The 12,934-nt window shown below is 59.9% G+C and carries 12 protein-coding genes, 3 tRNA genes and 1 pseudogene; all 16 read right to left on the bottom strand.

The window, feature by feature from the left end; all coding sequences use genetic code 11:
• Nucleotides 1–488: 488 nt before the first annotated feature.
• Complete coding sequence (locus OKC30_RS16100) at nucleotides 489–908, bottom strand: DUF2787 family protein (RefSeq protein WP_270809161.1); 420 nt, start codon at nucleotides 906–908, stop codon at nucleotides 489–491.
• Nucleotides 909–970: 62 nt separating this feature from the next.
• Entirely contained in the window at nucleotides 971–1,576 is a 606-nt protein-coding gene (locus tag OKC30_RS16095) for a hypothetical protein (protein ID WP_146612890.1), read from the bottom strand.
• A 122-nt stretch (nucleotides 1,577–1,698) separates the two neighbouring features.
• Complete coding sequence (locus OKC30_RS16090; protein ID WP_160837884.1) at nucleotides 1,699–2,001, bottom strand: YkvA family protein; 303 nt, start codon at nucleotides 1,999–2,001, stop codon at nucleotides 1,699–1,701.
• A complete protein-coding gene (locus tag OKC30_RS16085; protein WP_160837882.1) occupies nucleotides 1,994–2,350 on the bottom strand; it encodes a hypothetical protein in 357 nt (118 codons plus the stop codon). Before OKC30_RS16085 ends, OKC30_RS16090 begins: the two co-directional genes overlap by 8 nt.
• Nucleotides 2,351–2,497: 147 nt before the next feature.
• Nucleotides 2,498–3,703: a tyrosine-type recombinase/integrase gene (locus OKC30_RS16080; protein WP_160837880.1), complete on the bottom strand. Its 1,206-nt coding sequence runs from the start codon at nucleotides 3,701–3,703 to the stop codon at nucleotides 2,498–2,500.
• A gap of 351 nt (nucleotides 3,704–4,054) precedes the next feature.
• A tRNA-Leu gene (locus tag OKC30_RS16075) sits at nucleotides 4,055–4,141 on the bottom strand.
• A 40-nt stretch (nucleotides 4,142–4,181) separates the two neighbouring features.
• A tRNA-Cys gene (locus OKC30_RS16070) sits at nucleotides 4,182–4,255 on the bottom strand.
• Nucleotides 4,256–4,310: 55 nt separating this feature from the next.
• Nucleotides 4,311–4,386 (bottom strand) — tRNA-Gly (locus OKC30_RS16065).
• A gap of 179 nt (nucleotides 4,387–4,565) precedes the next feature.
• Nucleotides 4,566–5,120: a CDP-diacylglycerol--glycerol-3-phosphate 3-phosphatidyltransferase gene (pgsA, locus tag OKC30_RS16060; protein ID WP_010675229.1), complete on the bottom strand. Its 555-nt coding sequence runs from the start codon at nucleotides 5,118–5,120 to the stop codon at nucleotides 4,566–4,568.
• A 213-nt stretch (nucleotides 5,121–5,333) separates the two neighbouring features.
• Complete coding sequence (gene uvrC, locus OKC30_RS16055) at nucleotides 5,334–7,187, bottom strand: excinuclease ABC subunit UvrC (RefSeq protein ID WP_039040279.1); 1,854 nt, start codon at nucleotides 7,185–7,187, stop codon at nucleotides 5,334–5,336.
• 110 nt (nucleotides 7,188–7,297) lie between these two features.
• Nucleotides 7,298–7,942, bottom strand: a complete 645-nt coding sequence (uvrY, locus tag OKC30_RS16050; RefSeq protein WP_010675231.1) for a UvrY/SirA/GacA family response regulator transcription factor — start codon at nucleotides 7,940–7,942, stop codon at nucleotides 7,298–7,300.
• 210 nt (nucleotides 7,943–8,152) lie between these two features.
• Nucleotides 8,153–8,932 carry a 3-deoxy-manno-octulosonate cytidylyltransferase gene (gene kdsB, locus OKC30_RS16045; RefSeq protein WP_160837878.1) on the bottom strand — a complete coding sequence of 260 codons (780 nt, stop codon included), beginning with the start codon at nucleotides 8,930–8,932 and terminating at the stop codon, nucleotides 8,153–8,155.
• Nucleotides 8,929–9,126, bottom strand: coding sequence for a Trm112 family protein (locus tag OKC30_RS16040; protein WP_010675233.1), 198 nt, complete (start codon nucleotides 9,124–9,126; stop codon nucleotides 8,929–8,931). Before OKC30_RS16040 ends, kdsB begins: the two co-directional genes overlap by 4 nt.
• A 112-nt stretch (nucleotides 9,127–9,238) precedes the next feature.
• Entirely contained in the window at nucleotides 9,239–10,234 is a 996-nt protein-coding gene (lpxK, locus tag OKC30_RS16035) for a tetraacyldisaccharide 4'-kinase (RefSeq protein WP_270809160.1), read from the bottom strand.
• A complete protein-coding gene (msbA, locus tag OKC30_RS16030; protein ID WP_010675235.1) occupies nucleotides 10,234–12,003 on the bottom strand; it encodes a lipid A ABC transporter ATP-binding protein/permease MsbA in 1,770 nt (589 codons plus the stop codon). Before msbA ends, lpxK begins: the two co-directional genes overlap by 1 nt.
• A gap of 134 nt (nucleotides 12,004–12,137) precedes the next feature.
• Nucleotides 12,138–12,857, bottom strand: a pseudogene (locus OKC30_RS16025) (ComEC/Rec2 family competence protein); the annotation flags it as partial.
• Between the last annotated feature and the right edge of the window lie 77 nt (nucleotides 12,858–12,934).

The raw sequence follows: 12,934 nt of genomic DNA, 5'->3' as shown, positions 1-12,934 counted from the left end.
GGCGATAAAATCAGATCACAATCGAAGCCATTTTTATATCTATTTCAATTGGTTGCTGCTAAAGATCCTGTACATGAACATTTGCCATCATCACAGAATGAGCGATTACTCGACGAAACTTGATTTGCTTTGCGCAAAACGCGCTCGTTGCGCCAGACACTATGTGCATAACATACTGATATTTCATTAAATTCAGGTGAGGTGTAATACGTCAATTGGGGATACACACATATCTGTGTTTCTCCCTCCTCGCCGATGACAAAAAAACAAGCCTCCCAGCCACGGGCCGGGGATACTTGTTTTGGGGATGGGTGGTGAGAGGGACACCTGAAACAGACGAAGGATGGACTAACCTACTGAGCCGCTGACCGGTTTCGAGTTGGGTTAGTCCATGACTCCTTGCCCTGCATGGAAAGGTAAACTCGGCAGCACCACTGCCAGTGCCGAACCGCCGCTGGTTCCTGTTCCTCTCCTGTCCGGTGCGACGGTTACGCAGCCACTGAGACGGTAAACACGCCCATCTGGTAATAACTGACGAAGTTCGACTCCCACATCGTATAGAGCTCCCTGGCCGACGCAGGCCCCATCTGGCCGTAGCGGATCAGGTAGTATTCTTCGCTCAACAAGTTGAAGTCGATCTCTTTGACCAGCTCAGCCATCTCCTCAGGCCCCTGATAGCTAAAGTCCGTCACGTAATCGAATTGCCACCGGTCTCTACGCTTGAGCAGCCGAATTTCCACCGGATGAAACCCGCCACGAACCGGGCCGTAGTCCGGGTCTCGGAAGTTGAAGACCAGACTGGATTTTCCCTTCAGCACCATTCCAGATCTAACCAGTTCCTGATCCAGAATACTCATCAATGCCTGACTGACAGGCAGAGCAAAATCGCCCGCAAATGGGATCGTCATAATCACCTCAGATTGATTGTTTAGGGGGGCTCACCCTTGGACAGGTGAGCACTATGCAGGGGTTATTCGATGGTGGGTGCTACGGTGCAGAGCTCATTGGTTAGCGAACCCAAGCGCTCAAGGTAATCAGGCACCAGTTCATGCAGCATCGGATTGCCGTCAGCCTTCTGGATCAACTTCAGTCCGTCCGAGCGCAGAATGGCTGATAAGAATCCGGCATTGTTGGCGCTGCCCCCTTTAAACAGTCGCTTCATGACGCTGGATTTAAACGGCTTGTCTGCGGGCAAGGAACGCAACACATCGTCAATCACCGACAGCGCAATCCACTCCTTGCTATGCAGACCCCCACCCTGATTACCGGTGATTTTCAGGAACAGCTCGCCAGTGTCTTCATGACGACCGATGGCATAGAAAATCAGCCCTTCTGATCGGGTGCTGAGTTTCTCGGCGGTATGGTTGAGCAAGGTGTGTATGGGTGCAGGGCCGCCGGGCACGGAGTCTGCGGTGTCGCCGGGTCCAGGCCTGGCCTTGTCGGCGTCAGCCGCAAGGGCTGGCGAAAGAGGCTCGGCGCAGCCGCTTGCTCCGGATGTGAGTGGGCTCTCTTCGGCGGGCGTGGTGCTGGCAGGTTTAGGGGTCTCTTCAACGCGGTTTTTACGGGGTCTTGTCATGATAGTTTCCTTACAACGTCATTAGATAACCGGAGATTGCGATCTCCAGTTCATCGCTAGATGGGTCATAGATAAAGGGTCATAGAAAACGCGATAGCGTGACAGGACCGGCTCCATCACTGTCACAGTGATCTCATTCGGTCTTTCGCGGATTGACGGTGGTGTGACTTAACCGGCAGTGCGGCTAATGCCGAGGTGATGACCGATAAATCATCCAGATAACCGGCAAATGGAATGGGATCTGGTACCACGTCGAACGGATTTACCAGATAAGCCAGCGCACCGATGATGAGCGCATAGCACCAGACCGGCAGATCGCCATCCGTGAGCAGGACATACAAGAACACGGCCTTTTCCAACAGCTCCTTAATCCCCTTGATCTCTTTTAACTTGCGCATGATGTCGCTATGGCTGGGATTACTCATGGTTCATCGCCTCCAGGGTGGTGTTCAGCGGTGCATCTGAGTGGATCAGCAGGTAAATCCCCGCCCCCTCATCGTTGAGGATGGCCAGCAGCAGACGCCAATCTTCGGATATGGAGAGTTCTTGCTCCGGGTAACGCAAACCGAACATCACCTGATTCTGGGTATGCTGTGGCATGGCCTGGAACTCACTCACCGAGTCCGTCATCTCGATAATGACCAGACTACAACCGGTCGTGTCCCAGAATCCCCTCGCCTCCTCTACTGATGAAAAGGGCTCGATAATTTGCTCCATGACCATTGGGTAAATGTCCGGGTAGGCCGCGAGCAGGGTTGCCTCCGGCCATTCCATACAAGTTTTCATCGTGTTTCTCTCCAACAAAAAGGCCCTTAAGCTCAGATGAACTTAAGGGCCTGGGAACTGTGACATGTGGACCAACAGCCGATGTGACAGCGCTGTCTGGTTATTAATATCTGTTTATAAACAATACCTTTTCGGTCACTCTGCCTGGATCATCGACGAGAGACCTTCGCTGATATTGCGACTGCGCTCAGAAGTCAGCTTTGCATACCGCTGGGAGGATTGAATGCTGGCATGGGCCAGTTGCGCCTTGACGTCATACAGGCTGTATTGACCGGAAGAGACCAAGGCACTGGCGACAGAATGGCGAGCCGTATGGAAGCAGACCTCATCAAGGTTTTCGATACCGGCTTTCTGCAACACCCTCTCATAGGCGCATCTTGGTTCACCGATGGGCTTGCCCTGACAGCGAATATGCTGGCTCGCGAACACATAGGAATTACCGGCTATTCTGGGGAGCTTCTCCAGAATATCGATAGCCAATGTGCTCAGGTAAATGATCCGGCTCTTGCCATTCTTGGTCAGGGGTACGAACAGCGTCTTATCCTCCCAGTTCACATGTTCCCATTTAGCGAGTAACACCTCTGATTTTCTTGCCCCCGTCAGATAGAGCATCGCGATGAAGCTGCCTGCGGCTTGATTACGATCCTGCAATGCCACCTCAATGACCCGTTTCATCTCTTCAATCGATAGGAAGCGCGTTCTGGCATTGTCCTCCTTCAACAGCTTGATCTTGGCCGCCTCGTTGGTGTCCAGAATGCCCCAGCGCACCGCATAGCTGCCCATGGTCTTTAACTGGGCCAATACCCTGTTGGCGGTACTCGGTGCGTAGGCCGTCTGCTGAGGGTTGTTGGGGTGAACCATCTCCGATTGCAACTGCAGGACATCCATCGCCTTGAGTTGCCGGTAACGCATGGCCCCAAAGCGTGGCTCGATATTGTGTTTAAACCGCTGAATGTCGCTGTTGATCGACCGTTTACCGATGGTCTTGAGGTGTGGCAAAAAGGTCTGCCAGAAGAACTCCGAAAGGGTGGGCTCGGTTTTGTAGCTATCCCGCTCTGCTACCGGGTCGATGCCTTCTGCCAGCATCGCCTTGTACTTGCGGGCAATGGTCCTGGCTTGGCTCACATCGATATCGCCGAATCGTCCCAAAGCGATGCTGCGCTTCTTGCCCTGGAGGGTATAGCGCAGTAGGAAACGCTTACTGCCCTGGCTTTTTCCTGACAAGAGTTTTAAGCCAATGACCTCTGTATCGGAGAACTCCAGTTCAGTAGCGCCTGCGTCTCGTAGTTGTGCGGGCAAAGCCTTGATGGCTGCATTGGTAAAGCGAAATTTGGTCTGCATAGATACCTCCGATGATGGGTTAGATCATGGGATTAATATCTGTTTCAAAGGTGATTCAATGCGGGTTTAGGAGGTGGTGAAGAGGAAGGAGTAACGGTGAGCGGCACTTGCTTCAGCACCAGAGACAGACCCCGGAAAAGTCCGGAGCAGTAGCCTACCAAACGTCCTTGGCTATGTTGGAAGACTGAGCAGGTTGTTCGCAGCGAGTCGCAGGAAGTAGTAAGTCGCTTAGACAAGAAATGGACAAGAAAGGAAAAGTGAGAGAGTGGAAACGCTGGGGAGCAGAAACAAAAACGACGCAATGAAGCGTCGTATCTGTTTAATCTGTAAGGCTTTTTTCTTCAATTTTAATGGTGCCTGAGGCCGGAATCGAACCGGCACGACGCGAACGTCGAGGGATTTTAAATCCCTTGTGTCTACCGATTTCACCACTCAGGCACCGCAATCGGTATCAAGTCCGCGGGCGGGCTTGTCAATATGGAGGCACGTTCCGGAGTCGAACCGGACTAAACGGATTTGCAATCCGCTGCATAACCGCTTTGCTAACGCGCCATGCAGACAAGGCATTGCCTTGAGAGTGATGTCCATGGTTGGTGCCATGGAGTATTGGAGCGGGAAACGAGACTCGAACTCGCGACCCCGACCTTGGCAAGGTCGTGCTCTACCAACTGAGCTATTCCCGCATCGGTCTGGCTGACTGCCTGACTGTGAGAACGCATTCTAGCGATGTTCCCCGCCCAGTCAACCAAAAACATTTAATACGCTGATCGTTCGGGTGTTTTTTACCCTTGTCCCACACTTTTGGCGCTCATGGCCGTTTCTCGGCGCCAGTGGCAGAGAAACGGCCATCTTCCCGTCGGGACTAGAACCGGGAGTGGTAGCTGAGATCGCCCCAGGCAGCCTTCATGTACTGGAACATGGACCAGAAGGTGAGCACGGTGGCCACGTAGAGCAGCACATAGGCGAGCCACACCATCCAGATGTCGTACTGCCAGATGAGACCGGTGAGCGACACCATCTGGATCATGGTCTTCCATTTGCCAATCCAGCTGACCGCCACCGAGGAGCGCTTGCCAAGCTCGGCCATCCATTCACGCAGGGCGGAGATGATGATCTCCCGGCCAATCATGGTCATGGCGGGGATGGTGACCCAGACGGTGTTGTAGTGCTCGACGATGACCACCAGGGCCGCCGCCACCATGATCTTGTCGGCCACCGGATCGAGGAAGGCGCCAAAGGCGGTGGACTGGTTCAGCTTGCGGGCAAGATAGCCGTCAAACCAGTCGGTTGCGGCCGCCAGGATGAAGACGATGGCCGCCGCCATGTAGGACCACTGATAGGGAAGGTAGAACAGGATGACGAAGACGGGGATGAGCAAAATCCGAAAGAACGTCAGCAGGTTAGGAATATTTGTCATTATTTTCAGCCACTTCTTGTATGCCGCTACATGGTAGCCCCAAGCCGATCGCGGATGCAACCGAACTGGCGCCCGCCTTGGTCCATTAATCCATCAATAACCTCAGGATGCCGGTCATTATGGCATTTGGGAGCCCCCTGCGTCACGGCTCTTGTGCGCAGGCGGCACGCCCTGATGCCCCCTGGCGTGACCTCCTTCACACCAAAGGCAACGCTAGAGCGAGTGCAATGCGTCGTGGATGGACTGGGCCAGCTCCTGGCTGATGCCGGGCACCTTGGCGAGCTCGTCCACCCCGGCTTTTTTCACCTCCTGCAAACCCCCCAGGTATTTGAGCAGCGCCTGCCGCCGTTTCGGCCCCACCCCGGGAATCTCTTCCAGGGTACTGGTGGTGCGGGCCTTTGCCCGCCTGGCCCGGTGGCCCGTGATGGCAAAGCGGTGGGATTCGTCGCGAATGTGCTGAATCAGGTGCAAAGCGGGCATGTCCGCCGGCAAATGCAGCTCTTCGTGGCTGTCCCCCAGGATCAGGGTTTCCAACCCCGCCTTGCGGGTCACCCCCTTGGCGATGCCCACCAGCAGCGGGTATTTGCCACCGAGAAACTCCAGCTGGCGTGCCAGGATCTCCTCCGCGCGGCGCAACTGGCCGAGACCGCCGTCGATGAAGAGCACATCCGGCACCTTGTCCGGCTCCTGCTGCTTGCCAAAGCGACGCTCCAGCGCCTGCTCCATGGCGGCGTAGTCATCCCCGCCGGTGATACCGTCGATGTTGAAGCGGCGGTATTCCGAGGAGAGCGGCCCCTCCCGGTTGAACACCACGCAGGAGGCCACGGTGCGCTCCCCCATGGTGTGGGAGATATCGAAGCACTCCATGCGGGCGATGGGGCTCTCGAGCTCCAGCAGCTCCTCCAGCTGATCGTAACGGGCGGTGATGGTGCTCTTGTGGGCGAGGCGCGAGCGCAGCGCGGTCTGGGCGTTGATGGAGGCGAGCTTGATGAAGCGGGCCCGCTCGCTGCGCGTCCGGCTCACCACCCGCACCTTGTAGCCGGCGGTCTGGCTCAGGGTGTCGGCGATGACGCTCTCATCCTCCAGCGCCACGTCCAGCAGCACCTCGCTCGGGATCTGCCGTCCCCCCTGTCCCGACAGATAGAACTGCAGCAGGAAGGATTGCACCACCTCGTCAAGCGGGGTATCGGCCGGCACTTTCGGGAAGTAGCTGCGCGATCCCAGCACCTTGCCCTGGCGGATGAAGAGCACGTGGATGCAGGCGGTCCCCTGCTCGAAGGCCACCCCCACCACGTCGAGCTCGTCCAGCACGTTGCCGCTCACCGACTGCTGCTCGGTGACCCGGCGCAGGGCCTGGATCTGATCCCGGTAGCGGGCCGCCTCCTCGAAGCGCAGATCGCCGCTGGCGGACTCCATCTTGCCCACCAGTTCGCCGATCACCTGCTGGTTCTTGCCCGCGAGGAACAGCTTGGCCAGCGCCACCTGCTGGGCATACTCGGCCTCGCTCACCAGCCCCGCCACGCAGGGGCCGGCGCAGCGCTTGAGCTGGTAGAGCAGGCAGGGGCGGGTACGGTTGGCATAGACGGCATCCTCGCACTGACGCACCGGGAAGATCTTCTGCATCAGGTGCAGGCTCTCGCGTACCGCGCCGCCGGAGGGGTAAGGGCCGAAATACTCCCCCTTCACCTTGCGGGCGCCGCGATGGACGCCGATGCGCGGGTGCCGATGGTCGGTGATGATGATCCAGGGGTAGGACTTGTCATCCCGCAGCAGCACGTTGTAGCGGGGTTGGTACTGCTTGATGAGGTTGTGCTCGAGGATCAGCGCCTCGGTCTCGGTGTGGGTGACCGTTACCTGCACATCGGCAATCTGGCGCACCAGGGTGCGGGTCTTGATGCTGTCGACATTGGCCCGAAAGTAGGAGGCGAGCCGTTTCTTGAGATCCTTGGCCTTGCCCACGTAGATGACGGTGCCGCCGCTGTCGTACATGCGGTAGACACCGCTCTGGTGGGTGACGGCGCTCAGAAACGCCTTGCTGTCAAAATGGGGCTCGGGAGAGAGGGTCATCGGCAACTCGACTCAACGGATGAATGCAAAAAGACGGGGAGAGCATACTGCCCACAACCTGCAAAAAGCAAAAGGCGGCCGGTGCCGCCTTTGGTGTCCACACGCCCCCGTTACAGGGTATCGGCATCCAGCATGCCGTAACGAATGGCCAGATGGGTCAGCTCCACGTCACCGTTGATCCCCAGCTTGCTGAACAGGCGATAGCGGTAGCTATTGACCGTCTTCGGGCTCAGGTTGAGCTGCTCGGATATGTCGGTCACCTTCTGCCCCTTGGTGATCATCATCATGATCTGCAGCTCCCGCTCGGAGAGGGACTTGAAGGGGTTCTCGTCGGCGGAGGCGAACTGGCTCAGGGCCATCTGCTGGGCGATCTCCGGGGAGATGTAGCGCTGACCGGAGTGAACCAGGCGAATGGCGTGGATCATCTCGTCCGGCGCGGCCCCCTTGGTGAGGTACCCGGCGGCGCCCGCCTGCATCACCTTGGTGGGGAACGGATTTTCTGAATGAATGGTCAGCACTATGATGCGTACATCGGGGCGGATCCGCAGGATCTTGCGGGTCGCTTCCAGACCGCCGATGCCCGGCATGTTCATGTCCATCAGGATCACATCGGGGTGATGTTGCCGACAGAAGGCCACTGCGGTTTCCCCGCTCTGCGCCTCGCCCACCACCTTGATCCCGCGGACGTCTTCCAAAATGCGTCTTATCCCTGTACGCACCAACTCATGATCATCGACCAGGAATACATTAATCACCCAAACACCCCGTTTTTTATCTCGTTATATGCCAGTTAGGGTTAACACGGCGTCTTGCATCATAACCAAACTCGATGATTTGGCAAACCATGGGCGGGAAAAGTTTGAAATTGCTCGTAAAATCCTTTTTAAATCAAATTATTATACAAAGAATCAATTAAAAAACGGCGCCCTGGGGCGCCGTGTTGCATCAAAGCCGTTCCGCCAGCCTCAACCGGCCAGCAGCGCTCGCACCTTGTCGAGATCGGCCTGGGTGTCCACCCCCACCGGCGGGGCTTGCAGCGCCTGGGCCACGTGGATCTTCTCCCCGTACCAGAGCACCCGCAGCTGCTCCAGGGCTTCGACCTGCTCGAGCACGCTCGGCGCCCAGTCCACGTAACGCTGGATGAAGCCTGCGCGATAGGCGTAGATGCCGATGTGGCGCTGGTAGTGATCGCCAATCTGCTCGCGGCTCCCCGCAACGCGATCGCTGGCCGCAAAGCGGTCCCGATCCCAGGGGATGCTGGCGCGACTGAAATAGAGGGCATACCCCTCCCGGTCGGTCACCACCTTGACGGCATTGGGATTGAACGCCTCTTCGGCATCCCTGATCGGCACCGACAGCGTCGCCATGGGCGCGCTGGCCGCGGCCAGGTTGTCCGCCACCTGGCGGATGATGACGGGGGGAATGAGGGGCTCGTCCCCCTGCACGTTGACGATGATGGTGTCGGCGGCAAAGCCGTAGTGACGGCACACCTCGGCCAGACGCTCGGTGCCGGACTGGTGATCCGGTGAGGTCATGCACACCTCGAACCCGGCAGCGGCGGCAAAGGGAGCCAGAGTCTGCTGGACCCGCTCATCATCGGTGGCGACGATCACCCGATCGGCGCCCGATTGCAGGGCCTTCTCCACCACGTGCTGCACCATGGGCTTGCCGTGAATGTCGGCCAGCGGCTTGCCCGGCAGCCGGGTGGAGGCGTAACGGGCAGGAATGACGACGACGAAACTCATGGCTTCAGCTCTTCCAGCGCCAGGTGACGGGCCCGGTTCTCCAGCAGCACCGGGATCCCCTCCTCCAGGGGATAGGCCAGTCTGTCGAAGCGGCAGATGAGCTCCTGAGGGCCCTCGGCGTGCGCTTGATAGTGCAGTTTCCCCTTGCAGACCGGGCAGGCGATGATGTCGAGCAGTTTAATATCCAGTGCCACAACGAAACTCCTTTAACGATTTCCCACAGGCGATCTTGCCTGGCATGTCAATGTGCAGGGCCAGCCCCCGAGTCCGGGCACTGGCCGTCTGTTCCAATCCGGTGGCGCCCCGTCAGGGCGCCTGGTGCTTGTCCCCCCCGGGCTGCGGGCCCAGGGTGCGCAGCAGCGCCTCCCCCAGGGCATCGGGCAGCTCGGCGCTGACCGGCAGATACCACCAGTTGTCCGGGGCGAAGGGGCGGCACTTGACCGCATCCTTCTCGGTCATCAGCAAGGGGCGCTGGCCGAAGCGGGCCAGCAGCTCGGCAGCGTCGAACGCCTGGTGATCCCCGTAGCCGACGCTCTGCACCAACTCGTAACCAAGGGCGGTCAAGGTGGCGAAGAAACGGGGGGGATGGCCGATGCCCGCCAGGGCATCCACCGGCCCCGAGAGGGGGGCCGTGAGAGGCGCATCGTCGCACACCCGGCGCAGGGTATCCGGCACCAGGCGCATGGCGTACTCGCCACGGGCGGGTTCGCCGCCGTTGCAGATGATGGCGTCCACCCGCTTGAGGCGGGTCGTGGGCTCGCGCAGCGGCCCCATGGGCAGCAGACAGCCATTGCCAAAGCGGCGCGCACCGTCCACTACCACCAGTTCAATGTCACGGGCCAGGGCATAGTGCTGCAGGCCGTCGTCGGTGACGATGATGTCCACCTCACCGCTTTGCTCCAGCAACCGCACCGCATCGGCCCGTCTGGGGGCCACCGCCACGGGGCAGCCGCAGCGCCTTGCGATGAGCACGGGCTCATCCCCGGCCTCGGCCGGGGTACTGCTCTCATCCAGTCGATAGGGGTAATGGGGCGCCTTGCCGCCATAGCCGCGGCTGACCACGCCGGGGCGCCAGCCCCGGGCCTGGAGTTGTTCCACCAGCCAGACCACCACCGGGGTCTTGCCGTTGCCCCCCACCGAGAGATTGCCCACCACCACCACCGGCAGGGTGGCCCGATAGGCGCTGAGCCAGCCCCGGCGATACCCCAGACGGCGGACGCCGCTGATCAGGCCAAACAGCAGGGCGAAGGGGGCCAGCCCCCAGCGCCAGAGGCTGTTCCCGTACCAGAGTCTGGCCAGCATCAGCCCTTGTTACCCGTGGCTGTATTACCAAACTGAATGGCCCGCAGCTGGGCATAAGTACCATGCATGTCCATCAGGGTTTGGTGGTTGCCGCGCTCGACGATGTGTCCCTCGTCGATCACCAGGATCTCGTCCGCCTTCTCGATGGTGGAGAGGCGGTGGGCGATCACGAGGGAAGTGCGCGCCTTGCAGAGCTCGTCGATGGCCGCCTGGATGTGGCGCTCGGACTCGGTGTCCAGGGCCGAGGTGGCCTCGTCCAGCAGCAACACCGGAGAGTCCCGCAGCAGGGCGCGGGCGATGGCGATGCGCTGGCGCTGGCCGCCGGAGAGGGAGGCGCCGTTCTCGCCGATGACGGTGTCATAGCCTTCCGGCATCTTGCTGACGAAGTCGTCCGCATGGGCGATGCGGGCCGCCTGCTTGATCTCGTCGCGGCTGTACTTCTCTTCCGCCGCGTAGGCGATGTTGTTGGCCACCGAGTCGTTGAAGAGGTGCACGTGCTGGGAGACCAGGGCGTATTGCTTGCGCAGCTCGCTCAGGCGGTATTCGCGGATGTTGACGCCATCCAGCAGAATTTCCCCCTCTTCGATGTCATAGAAGCGGGTCAGAAGGCTCGCGATGGTGCTCTTGCCGGAGCCGGAACGACCCACCAGGGCCACCGATTTGCCCGCCTCCACCTTGAAGCTGATGTTGCGCAGCGCCGGTGTCTCCTTGGTCGGGTAGGTGAAGGTGACGTTGCGAAACTCGATTTCACCTCGGGCACGTTCCAGGGTGCGGGTGCCGGTGTCCTGCTCCGGGGTGGAGTCCAGCAGACCGAACAGGCTCTGGCAGGCGGTGATGCCGCGCTGGAACTGGTTGTTCACGTCGGTCAGGCTTTTCAGCGGCTTGAGCAGCATCATCATGGAAGTGACCATGACGGTGAAGGTGCCCGCGGTCAGGGTCGCCTTGACGCTGTCGATGGTGGCGACATAGAGGAAGACCGCAAGGGCCACGGAGGCCACCATCTGGACGATGGGGCTGCCGATGGCGTCGGCGGCGACCATCTTCATGGTCTGCTGGCGCATCCGGTTGCTCACCTGGTAGAAGCGCTTGTCCTCCACCTCCTGGCCCCCGAACATCAGCACCTCTTTGTGCCCCTTGAGCATCTGCTCGGTGGAGGTGGTGATGTCACCCACTGCCTGCTGGATGTGGCGGCTTATCTTGCGAAAACGTCGGCTGATGATGCTGATGAGGATCCCGACCAGGGGCCCCACCACCAGGAAGATCACCGACAACTGCCAGGAGTGCCAGAACATCAGGCCCAGCAGGCCGATGACGGTGGCCCCTTCCCGCACCAGGGAGACCAGGGTCGAGCTCGCGGCGGACGACACCTGACCGGCGTCATAGGTCACCTTGGAGAGCAGGTTGCCGGTGTTCTGGCGGTCGAAGAAGCTCATGGGCATGGCCATCAGGTGGCTGAACACCTGCTGCTGCAGGCGCATCACCACGTGGTTGCCGACCCAGGCCATGCAGTAGTTGGAGAGGAAGGCGGCGCAGCCGCGCAGAGCCACGATGCCGAGGACGAAGAAGGGCATCCACTTGAGCACGCTGCTGTCGTTGCCGTTGAGCCCCTGGTCGATGAGCGGTTTGATGGAGTAGACGAAGGTGGTATCCACGGCCGCATAACCCAGCATGCCAATGATGCCGCCCACCAGACCCAGCTTGCGATCCCGGACATAACCGAGCAGGCGCTTGAAGACGGTCCAGCTCTCTTGTGAGGTTTCTTGTTGCATGAATAGCCGTTAATAAGGGAAATGACGGGCTATTCTAGCCAAACCTTGGAGCTACACCAAGCGCCGCTGGCGCGATGGCTACAACCCGGGTCACAAATGAAGGCCGCCCCTTGCCGGGCAGGTTCACCGGATCCTCACTCCCTTCCCCATACCTGCGGCTGCCACCAGGGGCCGCCACGCCTGTACCAGGGCCCCTGCTCCCGCTCGGCCCGGATCCTAAGCCCCGCGTCCCCCGGCTCGATCAGGATGGCGCCATCCTGCCCCGTGACCCACTGCCGCGCCCCCTGGTATCGCGCCACCACCTCGGGGCGGGGAAAGCCCCACTGGTTCATGAAGCCTGCGCTGTGCACCACGAAGGCAGGTTTCACCGCAGCCACGAAGGGGGCCGTGGAGGAGGTGCGACTGCCATGATGCGGGCTCACCAGCAGGGTGCTGGCCAGCCCCGCGCCCTCCACCTCCTCCAGCGCCAGTGCCAGCAGGCGGCGCTCTGCCTGCTGCTCGATGTCGCCGCTCAGCAGCAACCGATGACGCCCGTCATCCAGCTGCACCACGCAACTGTCATTGTTGCGCCCCGCCCCGGCTGCCAGGGGCCAGAGCACCCGCACATCCAGTCCCTGCCAATGCCACTGCTGACCTCGGCGGCAGGCCTGGGTAGCCGGTGCAAAGGGGAAGGAGGAGAGCTCCCGGCGCACCGCCATACTCTGCAGCAGAGCCTGCCGGTTGCCCGCGTGATCCCTGTCTCTGTGGCTGATGATCAGGGTGTCGATCACCCGGATGCCGAGCCGGTTGAGCAGGGGCAGGATGGCTGCATCCGCCATGTTGTAGCCCCCGGGGTAGCGATCCCCGGTATCAAACCAGGGCGGGATCGCACTTTGTTAATGAAATTTGAACAGGCTGATCGTCTGTGATCTAATCACGTCTCCATGCAGGA

The organism is Aeromonas sp. QDB18, from assembly GCF_027705325.1.
Classification (GTDB): Bacteria; Pseudomonadota; Gammaproteobacteria; order Enterobacterales; family Aeromonadaceae; genus Aeromonas; species Aeromonas caviae.
The sequence above is the reverse complement of the archived record's forward strand: the minus strand, read 5'-3'. Positions and strand labels throughout refer to the sequence as shown.